This window comes from Cupriavidus metallidurans CH34, from assembly GCF_000196015.1.
Taxonomy (GTDB): domain Bacteria; phylum Pseudomonadota; class Gammaproteobacteria; order Burkholderiales; family Burkholderiaceae; genus Cupriavidus; species Cupriavidus metallidurans.
The window spans coordinates 52,161-74,792 of record NC_007974.2 but is presented as its reverse complement, the minus strand read 5'-3'; the positions used below and the strand labels follow the sequence as shown (position 1 = coordinate 74,792).

Genomic DNA, 22,632 nt, shown 5'->3' with positions numbered 1-22,632 from the left:
GCGGGGAAATATACCGCAGCCCCCCGGTCTTCAGCGAATCAGCTTGCCGGTCGACGAGACGATCGACATTTCCACGAACGAGGAACCAGTGTGGCGCGTCGGACTATAGCTGATCAGGATGCCGCCGAGATCGTAGTCGCGCAGGCCTTCAAGCGCCGCCACGAGCTTCTCGCGTGTGGGCTCAGGTCCCGCGCGGCGCAACCCCTCGACCAGCACCTTTGCCGACATGAAGCCCTCCATGCCCGCATTGCTCGGCTCCACCTTCTGCGCCTTGGCCAGGCCGCGATATTCGCTGGCAACGCTCATCTGGCTCGAGTTCATGCCCGGCACCACCTGCGTGATGATCAAGCCCCGGGCATCGTCGCCCAGTTCCTTGATGAACGAATCGGCTGCGTTGTTGGACAGCGTGACGAACTGCGCCTGGCTACCGGCCTTCTTCATCTCGTGGATGATTCGGGCAGCCTCCGAGCCCGAACCGATCACCATCACGGCCTGCGGATCGGCCTTGTTTACGCTGGCCACACCCTGGCTGATATCCCCCATCGGGCGATTGAACGACGCCGCGCCAGCTGGCTGCACGCCACGTGCCTGCAAGGCCGTGTTGAACCCCTCGAAGACGTCCTGCCCGAATCCGTCGTTGGCGTAGAAGATCGCGATCCGGTTCATGCCGGATGTGGCCAGATGATTGATCGCCCTGGCCACTTCATCCTGGTATTTCGCGCGCACGTTGAACACGTAGCGATTGACCGGTCGATGCAGCGTGATGGCCCCGGTCAGCGGCGCCACCAGCGGCACCTTCTCCGCGCCGATGATCGGCAGGATGCTCTCGTTCTGCGGCGTGCCACGCACCATGAACAGCGCGAAGACCTTGTCGTCGGCAATCAGCTTGCGCACATTGCCGGGCGTGCGTTTGGCATCGAAGCCGTCGTCATAGGTCAGCAGTTCGATGCGCCGGCCCGCAACGCCGCCGCTGGCATTGACCGCATTGAGATAGACCTGGGCACCGGCGATCTGCTCCTTGACCGAGCCCGCCACCGGGCCGGTGACGCCGGCCGACTGGCCGATGCGGATGGTGTTCTTGGTGATGCCAGGTTCCGCGTGTGCCGCGATGGGCGCGACAAACCCGAGCGTGGCGGCAAATATGCCGCACGCGAACTGCCTTGCGTTCATTGTTGACCCCTCCAGTAGCGCTGGTGTGTTTGATTTTTAAGCGCGCCGCGCAACTGCGGCGGCATGGGGACGGTAACCCAATGGGTGGCAATGAGCAAACAAAGCGGCGGATAGGGCGGAATTTGGCGCAGAAAGTGCGGTGAAGTGTTGCTGCGGCATCACACCGGAAACCTGAAGACTCCGGTACCGGTTTCAGGTGTGGCCGCAGCATGGCGCGTGATGGGACACACGCCGGGGCGCGCCACGACGGGCGCGCGAAGGGAGAGGCCTGGCCCTGCTTCGATCAGGGGAAGGCCGGTACAGCAGGATCCAGGCCGGCGAAGGACGCTTCGGGGTGCGCCTTCTGCAGCAGCGCCTCGACTTCTTCAACACGGCCGCGCGGCACATCCACCATCAGCAGCAGTTTGCCTGCCTCGATGTCCTTCTCGAACGACCGTAGTCGACTGTTCGGCGCCGAGCTGCCGATCATGCTCGCGGCCCACGCGCCAAACACGGCGCCCAGCACGGCGAGCACGCCGACCAGGCCCCATTGCGGAGAGTCGCTGACGATCGGGAACATCGCCACCACCACACCGGCCACGATACCGACACCACCGCCAACCATCAGACCCATTTCCGCAGCGTGAACGATGTCCGAAGTCTGGAACAGGTTTGCCTCGTGCAGACCCGTCATGTCGGCGCCATCGCGTCCCACGAAATGGATGTGGCTATTCTCGATGCGAGCCAGCAGCAGGTCGTCCATGGTACGGCGCGCGCTCGCCAGGTCGGGCAACAACCAGAAGATCCGTTTGCGCATGACTAGCCTCCTCTGTCAGGCCGCCCCGTACTCTGATGATCCGTCTTCGGGACGGGTTAGTAGCTGTTCTACTCTCTCCACGAAGCCTGCGCAAGGTACCGAATGGATGACGGGAAGTGGGGTGCCAAACGGAGAATTTCGCGCGTCACTTCGCCTGTGCGAACGCCATCAGAATGTGATCGGTAGACGCACCGTCACCGTCAGATCCGGTGTGTCTCGCGTCAGGCCCGCGCCCACCGAAAGGTTCAGTGTGTACCGGTTGTTGAAGCGATAGGAGTAGCCCACGAGCAGCGTGCCCTGCGTGATGCGCACGGAGCCTGGGACGGTCTGCCCGTTCTGCTTGGTCGGCCAGATGATGCTCTGGTCGTAGCCGATACTGAACGACGCGTGCTCGTTGAGCGACAGGCCCATGCCAAAGTTGAACTCGAAGATGTCTCCCGGTGCGATCTTGCCGAGGAATTCCTGCTGGCCGTTCAGCACGGTGCGATAGATGTTGTCACGCGCGAAGTTGTGCAGGTAGCTGAAGGTACCAAAGAACACCGCCGGATCGGTCGGCAACAGCCACGTGACGCCCGGCTGGATTGCCTGGAAGCCGGTGCCGGTCGGCATGCCCAGCGGCAACCCGGTGCCGGTAGTGTTGCTGACACAACGGGTCACGCAATCGGTCACCACCTCGAACGGATCCTTGCCGGTGTTCGACTTGTAGCGCAGCCAGCCGATGAAGTACGGCATCTTCTCGTTGCCGTAGTTGAGCTGGTAGCGCAACGTCGCCTCAACGTCGCCCAGGCCGCTGCCGCTCGCATTGAAGGCGTTGTCGACGGCGGTGCCGGTGAAGATTTCGCGGCTGACGGTATCGCTGCTCGAATGCACGTACGGCACCTTGGCTTCGATCTCGAGACGCTTGGTAATGCCGTAGCGGAAGGCCATGGACGTGATGTACGTCGACGTCTTGATCTCGCGCACGTCGATCAGGCCGATCAGCAGCGCGGGAATCACCGTGTAGCCGACCAGTACCGCGCGGTCACTCGACGAGTAGCCGTACTGGAAGCTCGGTTCGATCACGATCTTGCCCTGGGGCGTGAGTACGCCAGGCTGGTCGAAGATTGGCGCGATCTCTGGTGGACGCGTATCGCGCTCCGGCGGCCTGCCCACCGGTTGTTCGGGACCCGCGGCGGACTCGCCTTGCTGGTCGCCCTGCGCGGCCTGGCCCTGCTGCACGTTCTGTGGCGCCACGGCCTGCGGCGGCGCGTCGGATGGCGCCTGTTGGGCCTGTACGCCTTGCTGGGCCGTGCTGTTGATCTGTGTGGCGCTGGCGCCCGCGGCGGCCGCGGCGGCATTGGTCGCCATGTTGCTCGGCGTCACGCCGGTGCCTACCCCGGCCTGGCCACCACGTTTGCGCGCCAGCGATTCGCTATCCACCGTGCTGCGCAGTTCGCGGATCGTGGCCTCCTGTTCGGCCAGCGCCCGTTTCATCGCCTCCAGCTGCTTCGCCTGTTCGGTCAGTTCCTTCTGCAGCGTTTCGAGCTTGGCGGCCGCCGGCGGCCCATCGTCGGGCGGAGTCTGCGCATGAGCCATGCCGCCAAGCAGGCACATCGTAGAGCAACTGGCAAGACCAATGCCCTGCAGCGAGCGCTTCTTCATGACGTCTACCTCCCCCGAGGACGGCGGGCAAAAACGCTAAGGCCCGCTACCAGTTCGTCGATGTCTTCCTTTCCACGACCAAAGTTTCCTGCGACTGCCTTATTGCTGTTACTTCATGCCGGCCATTGTTGGAATGACGCTGTTCAGCGCGGTGTTTGCCATTTGCGCGCGGAATGCCGCCAGCGTGTTCACGCTGGCGTTGATCGTCATCAGGCTCTGGATATTCTGGTTGTTGAGGGTATTCTGGATAACCGTGGCCGGCATGTTCGCTACCGAACCTACGTTCGCGGTGTTGGCCGCGCCGTTCTGTATCACCGTGAGCAGGCCGTTGGTGACGACCGTGCCCGCCGCCGCGACGGCGGTCGCGGCCTGTTGTTGCGCTACGCCGGCGGCGCCCGTTGCCTGGGCGATCCCGCCGCTTGCTGCTGCAGTCGAAGTGGACGCCGCGACACCGGCAGCGCCTTGCGCGCTGGCTGCCGCGCCATTCGCTGCCGTGGTCGCGGATTGTCCCGCCTGACCGGCCTGACCCGTTGCAGCCTGCGCGGCAGCAATCGCCGCGCTCGCTATGCTGTTGGCGCCGGTCACGGCAACAGTCACCGGCGCCAGGGCCTGTGCGAGTTGCGCGGCCTGTGCCGAGGTGATGCTGCTGATGTTGGGAATCGTGATGCTCGTGGCCACGGCCAGCGCGCCATTGACGAAGACGGCGCGGTCAATACCGAAGCCAACCTGCAAACCGGCGACATCGAAACCGCCACGCGATTCTTCAAGCCGCGCCTGCGCGACCGGCTTCCACCTGGCCATGCCGTCGCGTGCTTCGGCCACCTGCGCAGCGGGCTCCCGCGTGGCCATTGTCATGGCAGCCACGAGCGTGTCCCCGATGGGGTGATGCCGCGCAACGGACGCCTTGTCCACCGGTTCTACTCCCCGCGCAGGCGCTTCGGCGATCGACTCGACAGCTTTCCCGGACACGTTCTCCGCGACGTTGTCCGCAACGATGGGGTCTGCGGCACGCGCCGCCGCAGTGATTGGATCTTCGGATAGCGCCGACAGCTGTGTCGGCGTCGGCATTGCAGGCAGGTCGATGGCGACTGGAGTCGCCACGCCCGCGGTATCGGCTGACTCGGGTGCCAAGGTCTCGACACCGGCGTGGGCATTGCCCGCGCAGGCCAGCCCCGCGCCAAGCAGCACGGCCGCGGTTGTCGACCTGGCCGTGCATCTTGGTGCGGGTGAAATGGTTGTCTGGACCATGATGTTCCTCAGCTCAGAAATCGGCGGGGCCATGCTTTGGCATGACGGTGAAGAACAGACTGTCTCGCGGAACTCCCATCCAGTAAGGGCCCGACGGCGCCACGCGCCAGTCGGCTGCCAGGTTGAATCGCGCGCGGTCCGTGCGATTGTGGATAACGAACAGCAACTGGCTGTCCCAGATCTTTTCGAAGTGATCGCGCTCGATGGAGCGGGTGCCGCGCGCGGGGTCACCGATCAGCACGCGGTCGCCCTTGATCCCCTTGATCACGACGAAGTGGTGATAACCGTTCTCGACGATCAGCACGATCGCCGGAATCTGCGCTTCCTCGAGCTTCGATAGCGGCAACTCGTAGCCGTCGGCCAGGAACCCGCGCGACTCGAGGAACCGCTTCATGTCAAGCAGGGAGAATCCTTCCGAGCGGATCTTGGCCTGATCGCCGTTGACATACATGTTGGCGAAGACCGTCTCTTCATTGACGGGGAATCCGTACTGAAAGGTCAGTAGCGTGGCCACGGCGGCCGAGCCGCAGCTGAAGTCGTATTGCTGTCGGATGGTCGTGCGGAAGCGCGCTTCGCGCAGGCTGGTCACGGGCACTGTGTAAGAGTTGCCCTGATCGCCCGGAATGCGAATGGTATCGGCGCGGGCTTCGGCGATGCCACCCAGCGCCACCGCCAGCGTGGCGGCTGCCAACAGCAGGCTGCGCATGATCATTTGAACTGGACGTTGAGGATGGTCGCGTTCTGGATCAGTACGTTGTTGCCCGAATTCTGGATCACGGTCGGCAAACCCGCGGCATTGGCGAACGAACCGTCCGAGACATAGTTGCTGCCCGACAGCGTGTTGATGGCAGCGTTGCCGCCCACGGTGCCGTTCAGGCGCATGTCGTTGACGACCAGTTCAGCGCCACCGCGCACGTCATCGAGCTTGCTGCTCGCGACCGCATTGGCTGTCGTGCCGAAAATATTCAACTTGGGGGCAGCATCCGGCGTTACCGCCGTCACGCTTGCCGCCGCGCCCGCCACAACAGTGGCTGCGCCTGTATCACTGCTTGCCACCGCGACGGCCGTGGCGGATGCCTCGGCGACGGGGGGCCCCGCAATAGCCTGCGCAAACGGCCAGGCCAGGATGGCTGTCGACATTGCCAGGACAGCTCGGCGATGCAATCGCATGGTGCGTCTCCTCATGCCCCGAGGCACGGCCCCCCATCCGGGCCGCCAGCGTCGGAAGCGATTTCGGACCTACAGGCGTCTGATGCGGCAGAGCGGTCGACAAACAATGCCGTCGGCACGCACTGCCCCATCCGATTCAACCCTGCGGGTGCTGTACCGTTCCGTGCGGAACGGTACAGACGCTCGAAGGACTTACTTGCCGACTGCCAGGTTCGCCTGGACGTTGACGCTTTGTTGCACCAGCGACGACATGCCGCTGTTCTGGTTGGCCATCATGATGCCGGCTGCGGACTGGCCGACGCTGGACATCATGTTCGACATGTTGAAGGTGCCTGCATCGACATAGTTGGTGCCGCCGTTGCCGCCAGCGCCGCCAACCGCACCGTTGCCGGTACCACCCGTGCCGCCCATGCCCACGCCACCAGCACCGCCAGCGCCAGACGAAGCGCCAACCGCGCCATTGCCTGCCGTTGCGCTGCCATTCGACGCCATGCTGCTTGCGCTGCCGTTAGTGGCTGCACCGCCAGCGCCACCGTTGCCGGCAACACTGTTCTGCGCACCACCGGCGCCGCCGGTCGAAGTCGCGGCGCCACCAGTTGCCGCGCCGGCAGTCGAGGTGTTGGCGCCGCCAGCACCGCCAGAACCAGTGCCTGCGCCGCCTGCGGCAGCTGCCGTAGCCGCACCGCCTGCACCACCTGCACCGCCCGTGCCGCTACCCGCGCCACCAGTGCCCGAAGCAGTACCACCGGTGCCATTGCCACCCGCTCCGGAAGTAGCCGAGCTGTTGCCGGCATTGCCATGGACCTTGCCGAGCGCGGACCCAGCAGCGCTGTCGCCGCCCAGGCCACCGCTGGCGCCCAGAGCACCGCCACCGCTACCCTTGGCATTGCCGCCGTCGCCACCGAAGCCGCCCAGGGCGCCGGCACCTGCGGCTCCGCCACTGCCCTTGCCCGAGCCGCCGAAGCCGCCTACGCCAAGGCTCGCCGTGAGCGCGCCGCCACCGTTGCTCTTGGCGTTGCCGCCATCGCCAGCCCAGCCAACGGCCTTGCCGCCTGCCGCGCCATCGCCAGCGGTTGCGCTGCCATTGGAGGCATAACCCGCCTTGGCGCTGCCATTGATTGCCGAGCCGCCGCTGCCGCCGCCGCCACCAGCGCCGCTAGCGCCACCCGAACCACCCGAGCCGCCCTTGCCGTCGCCGCCATAACCGGCGCCACCCTTGCCACCCGCGCCACCATTGGCGGTGCCATTGTTGGTGGCAACGTTACCGATGTTGTGGATGTAGTTGCCGGTCACATAGCCTTCAAGCTTGCTGATGGCCAGCGCCTTGCTGGAGTTGAACGAGTTGGTGAAGTTGGCGGTAGCCGTACTGCCATTGGCCGCAGCGGCATTGCCATAGCCGTGCATGTCCTGATCGGTGTGATTCTTGGAGTTGGTGTTGGTGTTGGTGGTGTTCTTCGTCTTGTTGGTGGTCGACGAGGAAGAGTTTCCATTAGCCTGGAGAGCCGTCGAATTTTCATTCGCAGATGCACCAGCACCGCTCTGCGTGGATGTTGCCGTCGCATTCTGGGTATTGGTGGTGCCGGTCTTTTCGTTGTTGTTCGTCGGGTTTGCCAGCGCCTGGCCACCTATGCCAAAAGCCAGCGCAATCGCCGACGCAAGTAATGTCTTGTTCATACGTTGCTCCCAGGAGAATTTCACATTGCGGCTCAGCCTCCGGCCACCGCTCATACAGCCAGAACGCCGGCTGGAGGTTCAGGTCCCGCACGGTTGCTGGACCAGCCTTCCCCTGCGCATATTCAGTGCCAGCACGCATGGCGCGCGGCGCATCCCGTTGAAATACAAAGGCTGGCGCGGAATTCCCTGGGAACTTTTTCCGTTTGTTGTGCGCCGCACATTCACCAGGAACCTGTGCATGGGAGTAGACATGTCACAGCGGTGTGACACCGATTTTGGCCGTCAGGCGAACCGGCCCGGCACGTCCGAAAAAAATGCCAGAAATTCAATGTGTTATGACCGTACGAGCGACACGCTGAAGACGGCAACCCGCGTAACGGCGGTGAAACAGCGATGCCACCGCCCCCCAACCATCCCCCCCCAAGGTGCCGGCAAGCCTGACTAGTCAGTGTCGGCTTCGTCATGCTGCAAGCGCGTGAAACCGGGCCGCGCGGACATATGACTACGCCCCGGTGCGCAGGAATCGCCGCTGCACACCGTCTTTTCTTGCGGCTGGCGGACGTTCGATGCCGTCTCGCAACACATATGGTCGCGGATTGTGCTTCGCACGCCGCGAGTGCGTTTGATGCTGGCCGCCATGTCTGATTTAAAGTACATTACACGCGTCTAGGACTTGTCAGCGCTTACGCAAGGGAAACCATGAGTGAAGCCGTCGTTCCCCTGTATCACCAGATTTACGTGGTGCTCCGCCAGCAGATCGTGGAAGGCCGCTTCGGCCAGGGCCCGCTGCCAGGCGAAATCGACCTTGCCAAGCAATTTCACGCTTCGCGCGTGACGATGCGGCGCGTGTTCGACCGCCTGGTTCAGGAAGGCCTGGTCCGCCGCCATCGCGGACTCGGGACGTTCGTGAACCCGCATCCAGTCAGGCCGCAGGTCACCGAGGAACGCGCCACGAGCCTGCTCGGCGCCATCATCGACATGGGCGAGAAGACCGCGGTCAAGGTCATCTCGATCGACGAGGTGCACGCCACCCCTGAAGTCGCGGAAGCGCTGCAGATCCAGGTGGGCGATCCCGTGGTCAAGATCGTGCGCGTGCGTCACTACCGCAACCGCCCTCTGTCCCACATCACGGTCTACCTGCCGATCGACCTGGGCCGCTCACTGACCCGCAAGGATCTGGAAAACACGCCGATGCTGCGCCTGCTGGAAGCCGCCGGTGTGGAGCTGGGCCGCGCGTCGCAAGTGCTGACGGCCCGCCTGGCCGACGTGGTCGTGGCCCCGCTGCTCGACGTGCCCGTTGGCGGCGCGCTGCTGGCCGTGCGCCGCGTGGTGCTCGACAAGAACGGGCGTCCGGTGCAACTGCTGATGGGCCAGTATCGACCCGACCGCTACGAGTACCGCATGGAACTGTCGCCAATGGGCGGCGGGGACAGCGCCAACGTGTGGGTGGAGAACGAAACCCGCACGGGCCTGCGCGACTGACCTGCGGGCGAGGCCGGAACCCACTCCTCGTACCGGCCTCGCGACGAATCAGAATCGGGCGATACTGCGCACTCCACATCACAACCGAGGAGCTTTCGTCATGCCAGTCGTTCGCCCGGGCGAGCATCAGCCTGCCTGCAAGTCTGCCCTGCAATCCGCCAGCAGCCAGCGGCGCGCATCCTGTGCAGCGCTGCTCGCGCTGGCCGCGTGGTGCATCGCGCCTTCCGCACAGGCCGCGCAAGCTGCGATCGCTGGCGGCAAGCCTATCCGCATCCTCGTAGGCGCGCCCGCGGGCGGTACCACCGACACGCTGGCACGCACGATCGCCCAAGAAATGTCGCAGACGCTGGACCAGCCCGTGGTGGTCGAGAACCGCCCCGGCGCAGGCGGCAATATCGCTGCCGACATGGTGGCCAAGAGCCCGGCCGACGGCACTACGCTGCTGATGAGCTTCACCAGCCATACGATCAACGCGACGCTGTACAAGAAGCTGCCGTTCGATCCGATCCAGGACTTCACGCCGATCACGCTCGTGGCCACCGTGCCCAGCGTGCTGGTGGCACGGCCCAACCTGCCCGCCAACAACATCCCCGAACTGATCCGTCTGGCCAAGTCCGAGCCGGGCAAGCTGAACTTCGGCATCGGCGCGGTGGGATCGTCGGTGCATCTGGCCGGTGACATGTTCAAGATGATGACGGGCACGTATATCGTCAACATCCCGTACAAGGGCACCACGCCCGCCATCACGGATCTGCTCGCGGGGCAGGTTGACCTGATGTTCGCCAGCACGATCAACGTGGCGCAGCACGTCAAGGCCGGCAAGCTCAAGGTGCTCGGCGTGACCAGCCCGACGCCGCTGCCGCAGTTTCCGGGTGCGCAGCCGATTGGCGCCACCGTGAAGGGTTTCGAGTCCAGCGCGTGGTTCGGCCTGTTCGGCCCGGCCAATCTGCCGCCGGAGATCACACAGGCACTGTATCAGGCCGCACGCCACGGGCTCGAGCAGCCCGCAGTGCGCAAGCGCCTGGAAACCGATGGCGCGCAGCCCAGTGCCATGCCGCCGGAGGCGTTCGCGAATTTCGTGAAGCAGGACGTCAAGCGCTGGGCCACGGTGGTGAAGTATTCAGGAGCCAAGCCCGAATGACCCTGCCGCACGGCAAGACCGCGGTCGACCCCAGCCAACTGCCCGCCACACTCGCCCAGAAACTGGTCGCTCGTGCGGCAGGTGTGTCGCATGTCACGCCGGGATCGGTGGTGATGTGCAAGGTCGACCTGGCCATGTCGCACGACTCGAGCGGACCGCGCCGCGTGGCGCCGCTGCTGCGCGAACTCGGCGCAAAGGTCTGGGATCCGTCCCGCTTCGTGGTGGTCACCGACCACTACGTGCCTGCGGCCGACCCCGAAGCCGAATCGATTCTGCGCTTCACGCGCGACTGGGTGCGTGAAGCGGGCATTCAGAACTTCATCGACAACGAAGGCATCTGCCACGTGGTGCTGCCCGAGCGCGGCCATATCCTGCCCGGACGCTTCATCGTCGGCGGCGACAGCCACAGCCCCACGGGCGGCGCTTTTGGCGCGTACATGTTCGGTATCGGCGCCACGGAAATGGCCGGTGTGCTGGCCACGGGGGAGATCTGGCTGCGTGTGCCGAACACGATCCGGGTCGAGTGGCAGGGGACGCTGTCGGACGGCGTTTGCGCCAAGGACATCATGCTGTTCCTGTGCGCCACGCTGGGTATGGCGGGTGGCCGCTACGAAGTGATCGAATACACCGGGAGCACGGTAAAGACGCTGTCGATGCAGGAGCGCATGACGCTCACGAACATGAGCACCGAACTCGGCGCGCAAACGGCGCTGATCGCGCCGGATGCCACGACGATGGCATGGCTTGCCGATGCCGGCGTCGATGCCGCCACGCTCGCCGCGATCGAACCGCGCCAGTGGCGCAGCGATGCCGACGCACCGGTACTGGCCACACATCGCTTCGATGCCGGCACGCTGGTACCGCAGGTAGCCGCGCCGCATTCGCCGGCCAACAGCGGCCCGGTCGACCAGGCCGCCGGCGCGCCGATCGAGATCGCCTATCTGGGCGCCTGCACCGGCGCCAAGCTCGAAGACCTGCGCATGGCCGCGCGCGTGCTGCGCGGGCGCAAGGTGGCACCGGGCGTGTCGTTGAAGGTCGCGCCGGCCTCGCTGCGCGACCAGCAACAAGCGGCCACCGAAGGGACGCTCGGCGTGCTGATGGATGCCGGCGCGGAGCTGCTGCCGAACGCGTGCAATGCGTGCGCCGGCTACGGCGCCACACGCTTTCCGGCCGGCAGCCGCGCCATCGCCTCGACCGCGCGCAACTTCCCCGGCCGCATGGGCGATGCAGGTAGCGCCGTATGGCTGGCATCGCCCATGACCGTGGCTGCCAGCGCCGCCACCGGCTGCATCACTGACCCACGCACGTTACTGGCATGACCCCGGCTCCGGATTTCCACCCCCCGCCCTCTGGCCGCATCTGGCGCTTCGGCGAAAACGTCGATACCGACGCGATGGCGCCGGGCCGATTCATGAAGGACGGGCTCGATGTGCTGGCAAGCCACTGCCTGGAAAACCTGCGGCCGGAGTTTCCGGGCGCGGTCAAACCCGGCGACGTCATCGTGGCGGGCAGCAACTTCGGCATGGGGTCTTCGCGTGAGCAGGCAGCCCAGGCATTGAAGCATCTTGGCGTGGCGGCCGTGCTGGCGTCGTCGTTCGCCGGGCTGTTTTATCGCAACGCGATCAACATTGGGCTGCCGGTGCTGGTGTGCGCGGATACGGCCGCATTGGCCGACGGAGCGCGAGCCACGTTCTTCCTCGATGCGGCCGAGATCAGGCTCTGCGATGGCCGGCGCGTATCCTGCGAACCGGTGCCCGATTTCCTGCGCGCGCTGTTGCACGCGGGCGGGCTGGTGCCGCACCTCAAAGCCCGCCTCAATAAAGTCTGAGACCCTGGTGTCAGTGGGCAGCCGGCCCGTTGCTGAGGTGTCCTGACTCACCACCTCCTGACACACCACCATTGCGCGACCAGGCACCATGCGTGGCCAGGGGCGGTGCGACGGCAGCGGCCTCGCGCAGCAGCGACAGCGCCTCGTCATCCGAGGTCTGCGTGAAATCGAGATAGAACGCGCCGACCGCGCCAAAGTTTTCGGGGATATTCAGGCAGACCACGCGATCCGCCACGGCGCGGAGCGTGTCGAGGCCATCCACGGATCCCACCGGCACCGCCGCCACGACCTCCGCGGCACCCGCCATGCGCACGGCATCGAGCGCCGCACGCATCGTCGCGCCGGTAGCCACGCCATCATCGACAACGATCACGCGCCGGCCCGCCATCGCGGTAACGGGGTGCCCCTGGCGATACCGCTGCTGTCGACGGCAGATCTCGCCAAGCTGACGGCCGCGTTCCGCATCGAACGCGCCAGACTCCAGCGCGCGGCGTGCCCACGGGTCGTCGTTGACGACCGTATGCGGCCCGCTGCCACCGGCATCGCCCTCGACCACGGCACCAAGCGCCAGTTCCGGATAGCCGGGCGCGCCAATCTTGCGCACGAGCAGCACATCAAGTGTCGCGTCGAGCATGCGTGCGACTTCGTAGGCAACGGGAACGCCACCGCGTGGCAAGGCCAGCACAAGTGCCGGATCGCCATCATGTGACCGGGAATAGCCAAGCGCGGCCAGATGACGACCGAGGTACTGGCCCGCCTCGCGGCGGTTGGCAAAACATGGCGGAAGACTCATGACGGGCTCCCCCAGGCTGGCAGGAAAGATGGGTTGCAAACCGCGCCGGGCGCGGCTCCACAGCCACTATAGTCCTGGCCGAACAGCCCGGCGGCGCTTTGTTCACGCTGTCTTTGCGACACGACAAACCCACAACATATGCAGGGCCGTTGTTGTGATGAAAGCGCTTGATGTGCGGTGCATATCCGCGATTGATGGTGGAACTGGAACAGTCTTTTCGGGCGGATGCCGCTGATTCCTCCGCCAGGCTTGGGTAGGATGCACTGCGTGACGGCAATCCCGTCCGGTTCCTTGACACGCGGTGCCCAGGCGGCCCGCCCTGAATGAGTGAGCGTTACCGTGAATCCGCAACAGATCTCCCGCACCAACGACGAGGCCAAGCAACCGGAGGCCGACCTCGACATCCCCTTCGGCTCGCTCGACGCGGCCGCCATGGCCGAGCTGCCGTACACGTTCCGGCAAACCGGCACGTGCACGCGCTACTACCAGGAGTTCTTCGGCTGAGTATGGGAATGGCGGCGGGCCGGATGCAACCGGCCGCCGCGAACGCCCATCTGGCGCCTGTAGCCCCTTCCTCCGCCGTCAGTAGGTCTTGTACGGCAGGAACTTGCCGGACATCTCGATGCGAACGCGATCGCCGTTGGGATCGGGTTCGCGCTGCAGGTCCATGCGGAAGTCGATGGCACTCATGATCCCGTCGCCGAATTCCTCGTGAATCAATGCCTTGAAGGTCGTGCCGTAGACGCTGATCAGTTCGTAGAAGCGATAGATCAGCGGGTCCGTGGGCACCTGCGTGGGTAGCGAGCCCTTGTAGGGCACGGCACGCAGCCACGGTTCGGCCTCGGCGGGAAGCCCGAAGATCTCCATCACGGCGCGCGCACCGGCTTCATCGAAGGCCATCTGGCCCAGGCAGGCCGCGGTCGTCCATTCCTTGCTCTTGCCGACACGTTCGGCTACATCGGCCCATCGAATGCCACGCAGCACCTTGGCTTCGATAATCAGGTCGGTCACGTCACTACGATTCATGGTCTCTCCGTTCGTCATGGATGAATGCGGAGAGGACGTGAACACCGGCGCGCCTGTGCTCGCCCCTGCCCTTGCTCGCCTATGGCTATGCCTATGGCTATGGCACCTGGGTGCGATCGATGACCGCCACGGCATCCGCGCCATCGACGCCGCCGTGGGCACGGGCGAATTGCGGCACGGTAAGCGGGCTCAGACCTTCAAGCGCCTGCAAGACCAGCACGATGAGCATGACCGGCATGACGTCCTCCCTCGGGATTACGGCGAACTCATTGGCGCAAACTTCATGCCACCGGGCCAGCGGCATCCGCGCCCTGCATTTGACGCATCGTGGGGCAATCCGGGCACTGGCCGCCGCCACGGACACGCATTGCGCACCATGTCCGGGCACCCGCCGATTCCGGCTCAACCAGCGAAAGCGTACCCGTTTCTGCGTCCAACGTGGGGAACGTCTCCTGCGATGACAGGGGTCCTCCGATACCGCAACCGAGCCCCTCGCATCGGAAAATCTTTGCACGACTCATTTCCGATGTAACGCCACATTATTTGGCGCGCCATCGCGCGTGCATGTCCGAGCGTTCGCGTCACATTCCTCCAAACCCTTGCCAGTCAAGGGGTGGCGGGTTATCTGTCAGGTCAGAAAACAAGCGGTCGGCGCGTTGCGGCGTGAGAGACCGTCTTACAAGTGCAACCGCGCAAGAGAAGAGACCGTCGCTAGAGTGAAGCCGTGTTCAACGCGAACCGGATATGGAGCCCCGAATGAAACGCGCACTCACCCTGGCCTTGCTGCTCGTCACCACCAGTGCCCTGCTTTCCGCGTGCATCGTGGTGCCGCCGCGCGGACCGCATTACCACTACGACCACTATGACCGCTATGGCGGCCGCTACTGAGCCCGCTGGGCCCGGATGCAACCGACACCGGTTTCCGACTCAACGCTAGCCAAGGAGACATCATGAAACGCCAGCTACTGCTCGCCGCCGCCGTGCTTGCCACCGGCAGCGTCTTCGGACTGATTTCGCCGGGCGCCCAGGCGCACGACAACTACTATCGAAGCCCACCGCCGCCCCCGCGCCACGAGGTTCGCCCCGCGCCACGGCCCGGCCATGTCTGGGTACCAGGCCACTATGACCACGCTCGAGACAACTACGCCTGGCGCGGCGGCTACTGGCAATCGGCACGGCCCGGCTACCGCTACGTGCCGGAGCGCTGGGAGCGTGGTCCGCACGGGTGGTACAAGCGCCCGGGCTACTGGGGCCGATAAGGGGCCGATAAGTCGCACGGACGAATGGCTCCGCCAGGTGGGCGCGATCGGTAAACGGTAGCCTGGCGTTGGTCGGGGCATGGGCATGTGACCCCGACCAACGCCAGATTTGCCAGCCGATCAGGCTCGCCGAGGGTGGTTGGAACCCGGGAGACGGACGGCCGACAGGCAATCTTTTATCTCCTACTGAAGTGGGGTACATCCCTCATCCATTTGAACTAGTGCGACTCCCATTCCGCGTCAACCCGATGTCCGGATATATGGCATAAATGCCCTTTTTCATGGGTTTCATCAGTGTGTCAGCCAGCACGATATTCGTTAATGCCACACCCCCCAACCGGGTGAATAATTGATAATTGTCAGACCACTTTCATTCAAATCGGTTGCATCGATGAAACATTCTCGGGAATCACTGTATCAAGCGTGAAACCCTTGTGACAGCACGTCCAGCAAGGCTTAGCGGGCAGGCGCGCCACCAAATGAATGAATCTGGAGACGGATTATGAGGCGGACTTCATTCCATCCCGACACCGCCTCTAATCCAGCCGCTTGCAATCAGATCAACCAGCCCATAAGATGAATTTAAGTTCGATTTTGGAGCGAGATTTTCTTTCGGGTTTGGGTTCGGGTCATACTTCCGGTCGCGCGGACAAGTCCATCCTGACAAATGGACAAAGACTGACACGGAAGCACGGGGTTGGCGCAGTTTCGCGGCACCGCCATTGGGGCGGCTGTCTGTCCTGACGCAGCAATGATTCCCGCAAGCAAAGCATCCCGCAGCTCACCCATGAACGGGGAGTGAAGAAGAATGAACGCCTTGCTTATCGAGGAGCATCCATTGCTCCGGCTCGGGCTGCTGCAGATGCTCGAGACCATTCAGGAATTCGGCCACGTACTTGCATTGTCGCCAGCTGACGTTGCCCGAACTGAAGTACCTCATCGGAATGCCGAACTGCTGGTCTTTGGCATGCCCGGCGACCAGGCCTATGGATGGGCGCAACTCGAACAGGCGCGCGAGCGTCTGGCGCCTCAACGCATCCTGGTGCTGGCCGACGCCTTGCCGCTGCACGTGCCGAACGCGGAGGCCGCGCGCGGCATCTGCGGATGCCTGCCGAAGTCCACATCGCTGCCCGTGATCGAGGCCGCCATCCGGCTGACCATCTCTAGCGTGCAGGGCCTGATGCTCGCAAGCGAGGTCTGCGCGACGCCATCGGCATCGCGCTCGGCCATGCATGCCACGCAATCGCTGGCATCGGCTGCGCCATTGCCGTTGCCACCGGCCATGCAGGAGCCGCTTTCGCCCGGCGCTTGCGCCAGCGTCCTGCGCACCACCGTTGCCGTGCGCGACCTCACGAGTCTGCGCCCGGGCCAGCCGATCAGTTCGTCGGCTGCCCCGTTGTCGCCGATGGTCGAGGAGGAGCCTGGCTACGACGAAGCAGAGATGCTGCAGATCACGCCGCGCCAGTACGAAGTGCTGGTGCTGCTGGCACGCGGGTATCCGATCAAAACCGTCAGCCGGATGCTCAATATCTCGGTGGCCACCGTGAAGAGCCACGCCTGCACGCTTTATCAGCGCCTCAAGGTTCGTAACAAGGGAGAAGCCGTGTATGCGGCATTGCAGCGCGGCGCAACACTTGAGTGGGTCCATGGCGACGAACACTCGGCTCGCGACGGCGGTGTGCGGCGCGTGATCGCCCGCGGCCCCGACGCACAGTACGACAGCAGCTTGCCTGCCTGACTCTCCGGATCTCCCGGACCCCTGCCATGCGGGCGCCTTCCTCGGAAGGCGCCCTTTTTCATTGGGCACGGCACATTGGGCACGTCACGCCCGGGCGCTGCCACTGTGTGGGGTAGCAGACAGTGGCTTCAGGACACCCCCCCTACAGTCCGCGTATTGCTAACCAAAATGTGACTGTCATGGGCGTAAACGAACTGGATAACCTCTTCGACGCGGCCGACAAGCCCGGCGATGCATCGACGCCACGCGGCGCCAATGGCCGGCGCCGGGCACTGATCACCGGCATCACCGGCCAGGACGGTTCGTACCTGTGCGAATACCTGCTCGACAAGGGATACGAAGTCCACGGCATCAAGCGGCGCAGTTCGCTGTTCAATACCGAGCGTATCGATCATCTGTACGAGGACCCGCAAGCACCGGACCGCAGGTTGATCCTCCATCACGGCGACATGACCGATACGGCGAGCCTCGTGCGCGTCGTGCAACAGTCCCGCCCCGACGAGGTCTACAACCTCGCGGCGCAGAGCCACGTGCAGGTGTCCTTCGAGGAGCCCGAGTACACCGCCAACACCGACGCCGTCGGCACGCTGCGCCTGCTCGAGGCGATGCGGATTCTCGGCATGGAGCAAAGCACGCGTTTCTACCAGGCATCCACGTCCGAACTGTATGGACTGGTGCAGGAGATTCCGCAGAAGGAAACCACGCCGTTCTATCCGCGCAGCCCGTATGCCGTGGCCAAGCTCTACGCCTACTGGATCACCGTGAACTACCGTGAAGCCTATGGCATGTACGCGTGCAACGGCATCCTGTTCAATCACGAAAGCCCCGTGCGCGGCGAGACGTTCGTCACCCGCAAGATCACACGCGCCATCGCGCGCATCGCGCTGGGCCTGCAGGAAGTGCTCTATCTTGGCAACCTGTCCGCGCTGCGCGACTGGGGCCATGCGCGCGACTACGTCGAGATGCAGTGGCTGATGCTGCAGCAGGAAACGCCGCGTGATTTCGTCATCGCCACGGGCGAGCAACACAGCGTGCGCGAGTTCGTCACGCTCTCCGCGCAGAAGCTCGGGCTAACGGTCACCTTCGAGGGCAGCGGCGTCGACGAGGTCGGCATCATTTCTCATATCGACACCTCACGCCGCGAGTTGTCCTCCCGCTGCAAGGTCGGCGACGTGATCGTGCGCGTGGACCCGCGCTACTTCCGCCCGACCGAAGTCGAGACGCTGCTGGGCGACCCGACGCAGGCACGTGAGCAACTGGGCTGGTCCCCACGCATCACGTTCGACGAACTAGTGCACGAAATGATCGAAGCGGACTTCGTGGCCGCGCGGCGTGACGCGCTGGTCAAGATGGCCGGCTTCAGAACCTATGACTACCATGAGTGACGCACGCCCGAGAGTGTTCGTGGCCGGCCATCGCGGCATGGTCGGTTCCGCGATCGTGCGCGCGCTGGCCGCGCGTGGCGACGTGGAACTGGTCCTGCGCACCCACCGCGAACTGGATCTGACCGAACAGCGGGACGTGCGCCATTTCTTCGCCACCGAACGGATCTCCCAGGTCTACCTGGCGGCCGCGCGCGTGGGCGGCATCCATGCCAATAACGTCTATCCCGCCGAGTTCATCCAGCAGAACCTGACGATCGCGGCCAACGTGATTCACGAAGCCTGGCGCGGCGGTGTCGAGCAGTTGCTGTTCCTGGGTTCGAGTTGCATCTATCCGAAGTTCGCGTCGCAGCCCATCCAGGAATCGGCGTTGCTGACCGGCGCGCTCGAGCCCACCAACGCGCCATACGCGATCGCCAAGATCGCCGGCATGATGATGTGCGACAGCTACAACCGCCAATACGGCGTCGACTACCGGAGCGTGATGCCCACGAACCTCTATGGTCCGGGCGACAACTACCATCCCGAGAACAGCCACGTCATCCCGGCATTGATCCGACGCATCCACGAGGCCAGGCTGGCGGATGCGCCGGAGGTCGCCGTGTGGGGCTCCGGTGCGCCGATGCGCGAATTCCTTCACGCCGACGACCTCGCCCACGCCTGCCTGCATGTGATGGACCTGCCCCAGGCATCGTACCGGGCGCATACGCAGGGCGCCGGATTCCTGAACGTCGGGAGCGGCGAAGAAGTCTCGATTCGACAGCTGGCGCTGCTGATCGCGCGCGTGGTCGGCTATCGCGGCAACATCGCGTTCGACCCGACGCGCCCAGACGGCACGCCACGCAAGATGCTCGACTGCGGCCTTATCAACGCAACCGGCTGGCAGCCGCAGGTGTCGCTGGAATCCGGCCTGCGATCGACCTACCAGGAGGCGCTTTCGAGCGGACGGCTCAGCGTCGAGCCGGAAGCGCTGGCCACGCCAACCTAGCGGTTCGAACGAAGCCAAGCGACTCCCGGGAGACCAACATGCGTCTGCAGCGCAACTTCGTATGGGACACCCTGCTGGCGGCGACGCTGTTGCTGATCGTCGGCTACTGCCATGCGATATCGCATATGGACTCGCCGATGCTGCTGCTGTCGACCCTGATGCTGACCGCGATGGTCATCATCCACTGGTTGCTGCACGTGCGGGAACGCGTCCCATCGCTGGCGAACTCTAGCGTGCTGCTCTTCGAGACGCTGTTTCTCGTCGTAGCCCCCTCCGTGCAGCGCGCCTATTACGAATGGCATATGGTCAACACGGCCACGCTCGAGGAAAGCCTGGCGGTGAGCACCAACCTGCTCTGCACGCTGTTCGTGATGACCTACGTTGCCACGCGGTACTACATGCAGCGGCGCGACCAGCATCGGTCGCGCACACGTCGGCCACGTCCGCCCACGTTCGTGCACACGCTGCGCCTGAACGCGCCGCGCACGTTCGTGCTGCTGGGCGTGGCGGCAGTCGCCGCAATGCTGTCCTGGCAGACCATCGACCTGCGCGCGCAGTCTGAAGTGATTGAAGCCACGCCGCAGTACCTTCTGGTGCAGAAGTACCTCTGCTTCATGCCGGTGCCGATGCTGCTGATGCTGGTCAACGTGAAGGGGCGCAAGCTGCTGCGCCAGCCGTTCTGGCTGCTGGTCACGCTGTTCGTGCTGGCCTGTGTGCTGATCACGCAGAATCCGCTGATCGAGAAGCGCAACGCCATCGGGCCGATCTACCTGAGCCTGTTGCTGATGCTGATGCCGTGGTTCTCCCGCACGCCTCGCCGCCTGGTGTCGACGCTCGTGCTTCTGACCGGCGTCTTCTTTCCGTTGCTGTCGATCTTCACGCACACCGACCTGTCGGCATGGCAGCCTTCGGAGATCCTCGATCCGTGGCTGTATTTCTCGCACTTCCTTGATCTGCACTACGACGCCTGGGCCAACATCGCCACGGTCATCGAGATGGTGAACCGCGACGGCCTGAGCTATGGCCACCAGCTGGCGGGCAGCCTGCTTTTCTTCGTGCCACACACGCTTTGGGAAACCAAACCGCTCGCCACAGGCATCGAGATCGGCCAGTTCCTGATGGCGTACTACAAGCTCGATTTCGACAACCTGTCGGCGCCGCTGATCGCGGAGGCCTACATCGATTTCTTCGCATTTGGCGTGATCGCCTACGCAATTGCCCTGGCGTTTATCGTGCGGCTGCTGGACAAGCTCTGCCGTAGCGGCGGCATCATGGCGCTGCCCGCCGGTATCTATTTCTCGATCTTCCTGATCTTCGCGCTGCGCGGCGCACTGATGATTGCCATGGCCTACGGCAGCGGCGCCTTGATGGCGTTCCTCACCATCGGCTGGTTCGTTTCCGGCAAGCGCAGGCTCCATACCCGGCGCTCCCGCAATGTTCGCCCGCTAGGCCCCACGCCGGTCCGTCCGGCCATCTAGTCGATTCGCTTCGATTGCGTTTGCAGGACCCGCCAGCATCTACGTCGGCGAAATCGAAGCGAACCCAGGCGGGTCCCTCCCCTCGCATTGCCCATGCCACGCTCCGGCACTGCCGGAGCGTCAGCCAACGTCTCAGTGCTGCGCATCCAGCGAGCCCCGGCTCAGTCGCACGATGGCCTGCGTCGGCATCATCCAGAGAGCGGTCATGGCATTGGCCGCGATCAGCGCCTCCACCACATGCGGGAAGCTGACCGCATCGGCGAAGTACAGGATGGTGCAGAGCACGCCTGCAGCCAGAAACTCGGCCATTCCGATGTTCCCCAGGCTGACGAACGCCTTCGCGCCCATCAGTACCGGAGTGCTCGCCGCCGAGGTTACCAGCAGGGCAAAGTAGACCGCGCACAGCGTTGCCAGCTTGTTGGAGATCGGGTATTCACCGGCCGTCCACAGCGACACCGCCGCGCCACCAACGAATGCCGCGCCAATGATGGCCAGCAGCCCATAGGCCACATAGCACGTGGCCAGCTTGCGATAGATCCTGATCACCCACTGCCAGTCGCCCGCCAGCATGTTGCGGTGAATGATCGGCCAGAGCGGCTGGTTGATCATGTAGACAAAGCTATGCAGCAGCAGGTTGGCGCGAAAGAGCAAGGCGAGCAGCGCGGCATCGCGCGGCATGTCGGTTTCGTAGCACAGCAGCACCGCGCCCTGCTGCAGGAAAACCACAGCCAGTTGCGCCTGCAGGAGCGACCAGGAATTGCGTGCCAGTTCGCGCGCGAACGCCTTGCCAGGAAACGCATGAGGCCATCCGGCGCGTACCACCACGCCGATCATGTTCACCACGCGGATCAGGATGAAACCGGCCTGGCTGGCCACGAACAGCAACGTCACATCGACATGTTCCTCGCCGGGCGGGCGGAAATAGGTCACCAGCAGGATGAACACGACATTCAGAATGCTGCCCGCCGCGGTGATCAGGTTGTTCACATGCTGACGATGCTGCCCCTGGTTCACCGCCTCGCCCACGGACAGAACGGTCAGCATCGCATAGCAGACCAGCGCCGCGGTGAAGAGACTGTAGTGTCTGGCGGAGAACAGGTTGATGCCGCTTTGTTCGAGTACTGGCCGCAGGACCAGCACCAGCACGATCAGCGACGCGAAGATCGCCGACAGCCCCACCCACGACACCGTCAGAACACCTGCCAGTTGCCCGCGCCGCCGATCGTCGGCAGCGATGGAAGTGACGGTCGGCCAGATACCGATCGCCACCAGCGACAGCCATGCCGTCACGCCGAAGTAGACCATCATCGCGCTGAAATCGTCGGTGTCCAGCACCCGGGCGAAGAGCGGAATGCTGACGGCCTGCAAGCCGATGCTGCAAACCTTCGACACCATCGAGCTTGCCACGGCCAGGCGCAACGCCCGCTTGGCCTCGCTGGCCCGCTCCGCGGCCGCGCCGTACTGCCCGCCTTGCGCGGCCGCCGCCATCCCGGTTTCGGTTTCACCCTCCAGCAACTCCCCCTTGATGGTCGTCACACATACCTCCAGATGGCCAGGCTTCAGATTGATGTTCGCCGATGCCGCTCATGGCATCGGCTTGGAAAATGGGGACGCGCGGACACGCACGATGCAGGACCGCCCGGCATTGGAGCCTAGTCCCCTGACCCATCGGCTTCTGTTCGCTCGCGCACAACCGTGCCAGGCGCTGGCGCGTGCGTGCGGAGGCGAACGTTCCCTTCCGGCGACTCTCCCTACACTTCGCACGTGAATGAGCCGCCTTGTCGCACTGACCAACGGTGGATCCCGAATGGATACCTC

At 64.3% G+C, this 22,632-nt stretch carries 22 protein-coding genes; 11 read left to right on the top strand and 11 right to left on the bottom strand.

The genetic code is table 11. The features are described 5' to 3' along the window. Positions 1–30: 30 nt before the first annotated feature. From RMET_RS18470 to RMET_RS33640, 7 genes are all read right to left on the bottom strand, one after another. Complete coding sequence (locus RMET_RS18470) at positions 31–1,170, bottom strand: ABC transporter substrate-binding protein (RefSeq protein ID WP_008643458.1); 1,140 nt, start codon at positions 1,168–1,170, stop codon at positions 31–33. 283 nt (positions 1,171–1,453) lie between these two features. Continuing rightward, a complete protein-coding gene (locus RMET_RS18465) occupies positions 1,454–1,966 on the bottom strand; it encodes a hypothetical protein (protein ID WP_008643456.1) in 513 nt (170 codons plus the stop codon). Between the two features lie 168 nt (positions 1,967–2,134). Further along, the gene (locus tag RMET_RS18460) at positions 2,135–3,607 is read right to left on the bottom strand and encodes an acetate kinase (RefSeq protein WP_011518084.1); all 1,473 of its coding nucleotides are present in this window, start codon (positions 3,605–3,607) and stop codon (positions 2,135–2,137) included. Between the two features lie 108 nt (positions 3,608–3,715). Next, positions 3,716–4,855, bottom strand: a complete 1,140-nt coding sequence (locus tag RMET_RS18455) for a flagellar biosynthesis protein FlhF (protein WP_011518083.1) — start codon at positions 4,853–4,855, stop codon at positions 3,716–3,718. Between the two features lie 13 nt (positions 4,856–4,868). Further along, positions 4,869–5,567, bottom strand: coding sequence for a C39 family peptidase (locus tag RMET_RS18450; protein ID WP_011518082.1), 699 nt, complete (start codon positions 5,565–5,567; stop codon positions 4,869–4,871). After that, positions 5,564–6,025, bottom strand: a complete 462-nt coding sequence (locus RMET_RS18445) for a hypothetical protein (RefSeq protein WP_011518081.1) — start codon at positions 6,023–6,025, stop codon at positions 5,564–5,566. Before RMET_RS18445 ends, RMET_RS18450 begins: the two co-directional genes overlap by 4 nt. 192 nt (positions 6,026–6,217) lie before the next feature. Then, a complete protein-coding gene (locus RMET_RS33640) occupies positions 6,218–7,699 on the bottom strand; it encodes a hypothetical protein (protein WP_011518080.1) in 1,482 nt (493 codons plus the stop codon). A 699-nt stretch (positions 7,700–8,398) separates the two neighbouring features. Here RMET_RS33640 and RMET_RS18435 point away from each other — a divergent pair. The 4 genes from RMET_RS18435 to RMET_RS18420 all read left to right on the top strand — a co-directional run bounded on the left by RMET_RS18435 (position 8,399) and on the right by RMET_RS18420 (position 12,150). Then, a complete protein-coding gene (locus RMET_RS18435; RefSeq protein ID WP_011518079.1) occupies positions 8,399–9,181 on the top strand; it encodes a GntR family transcriptional regulator in 783 nt (260 codons plus the stop codon). Between the two features lie 100 nt (positions 9,182–9,281). After that, positions 9,282–10,322, top strand: a complete 1,041-nt coding sequence (locus tag RMET_RS18430) for a tripartite tricarboxylate transporter substrate binding protein (protein WP_011518078.1) — start codon at positions 9,282–9,284, stop codon at positions 10,320–10,322. Further along, positions 10,319–11,641, top strand: a complete 1,323-nt coding sequence (locus tag RMET_RS18425; protein ID WP_011518077.1) for a 3-isopropylmalate dehydratase large subunit — start codon at positions 10,319–10,321, stop codon at positions 11,639–11,641. The genes RMET_RS18430 and RMET_RS18425 overlap by 4 nt, the downstream gene beginning before the upstream one ends. Continuing rightward, positions 11,638–12,150 carry a LeuD/DmdB family oxidoreductase small subunit gene (locus tag RMET_RS18420; protein WP_011518076.1) on the top strand — a complete coding sequence of 171 codons (513 nt, stop codon included), beginning with the start codon at positions 11,638–11,640 and terminating at the stop codon, positions 12,148–12,150. The genes RMET_RS18425 and RMET_RS18420 overlap by 4 nt, the downstream gene beginning before the upstream one ends. 10 nt (positions 12,151–12,160) lie before the next feature. Here RMET_RS18420 and RMET_RS18415 read toward each other — a convergent pair whose 3' ends face one another. Next, positions 12,161–12,943, bottom strand: coding sequence for a phosphoribosyltransferase (locus RMET_RS18415; RefSeq protein ID WP_011518075.1), 783 nt, complete (start codon positions 12,941–12,943; stop codon positions 12,161–12,163). Between the two features lie 339 nt (positions 12,944–13,282). On the opposite strand from RMET_RS18415, the gene RMET_RS34000 reads away from it, so the two are divergent. Next, positions 13,283–13,447, top strand: coding sequence for a hypothetical protein (locus tag RMET_RS34000; protein ID WP_011518074.1), 165 nt, complete (start codon positions 13,283–13,285; stop codon positions 13,445–13,447). Between the two features lie 78 nt (positions 13,448–13,525). On the opposite strand, the gene cynS is transcribed toward RMET_RS34000, so the two are convergent. Together cynS and RMET_RS33635 are read right to left on the bottom strand one after the other, a co-directional pair. After that, positions 13,526–13,969, bottom strand: a complete 444-nt coding sequence (gene cynS, locus RMET_RS18410) for a cyanase (protein WP_029308686.1) — start codon at positions 13,967–13,969, stop codon at positions 13,526–13,528. A gap of 97 nt (positions 13,970–14,066) precedes the next feature. Further along, positions 14,067–14,207 carry a hypothetical protein gene (locus RMET_RS33635; protein ID WP_017510937.1) on the bottom strand — a complete coding sequence of 47 codons (141 nt, stop codon included), beginning with the start codon at positions 14,205–14,207 and terminating at the stop codon, positions 14,067–14,069. A gap of 518 nt (positions 14,208–14,725) precedes the next feature. On the opposite strand from RMET_RS33635, the gene RMET_RS34380 reads away from it, so the two are divergent. The 6 genes from RMET_RS34380 to RMET_RS18375 all read left to right on the top strand — a co-directional run bounded on the left by RMET_RS34380 (position 14,726) and on the right by RMET_RS18375 (position 20,814). After that, entirely contained in the window at positions 14,726–14,857 is a 132-nt protein-coding gene (locus RMET_RS34380; protein WP_008647799.1) for a hypothetical protein, read from the top strand. A gap of 62 nt (positions 14,858–14,919) precedes the next feature. After that, a complete protein-coding gene (locus tag RMET_RS18395) occupies positions 14,920–15,228 on the top strand; it encodes a YXWGXW repeat-containing protein (protein ID WP_011518071.1) in 309 nt (102 codons plus the stop codon). An 808-nt stretch (positions 15,229–16,036) separates the two neighbouring features. Then, positions 16,037–16,966 (top strand): helix-turn-helix transcriptional regulator, encoded by a 930-nt coding sequence (locus tag RMET_RS18390; RefSeq protein WP_011518069.1) that lies wholly within the window; start codon positions 16,037–16,039, stop codon positions 16,964–16,966. A gap of 179 nt (positions 16,967–17,145) precedes the next feature. Next, the gene (gmd, locus tag RMET_RS18385) at positions 17,146–18,351 is read left to right on the top strand and encodes a GDP-mannose 4,6-dehydratase (protein WP_011518068.1); all 1,206 of its coding nucleotides are present in this window, start codon (positions 17,146–17,148) and stop codon (positions 18,349–18,351) included. Next, entirely contained in the window at positions 18,335–19,336 is a 1,002-nt protein-coding gene (locus RMET_RS18380; RefSeq protein WP_011518067.1) for a GDP-L-fucose synthase family protein, read from the top strand. Before gmd ends, RMET_RS18380 begins: the two co-directional genes overlap by 17 nt. A gap of 38 nt (positions 19,337–19,374) precedes the next feature. After that, positions 19,375–20,814 (top strand): hypothetical protein, encoded by a 1,440-nt coding sequence (locus RMET_RS18375; RefSeq protein WP_011518066.1) that lies wholly within the window; start codon positions 19,375–19,377, stop codon positions 20,812–20,814. Between the two features lie 132 nt (positions 20,815–20,946). Here RMET_RS18375 and RMET_RS18370 read toward each other — a convergent pair whose 3' ends face one another. Further along, on the bottom strand, positions 20,947–22,350 hold the full coding sequence (locus tag RMET_RS18370; protein ID WP_011518065.1) for a polysaccharide biosynthesis protein: 1,404 nt from the start codon (positions 22,348–22,350) through the stop codon (positions 20,947–20,949). Between the last annotated feature and the right edge of the window lie 282 nt (positions 22,351–22,632).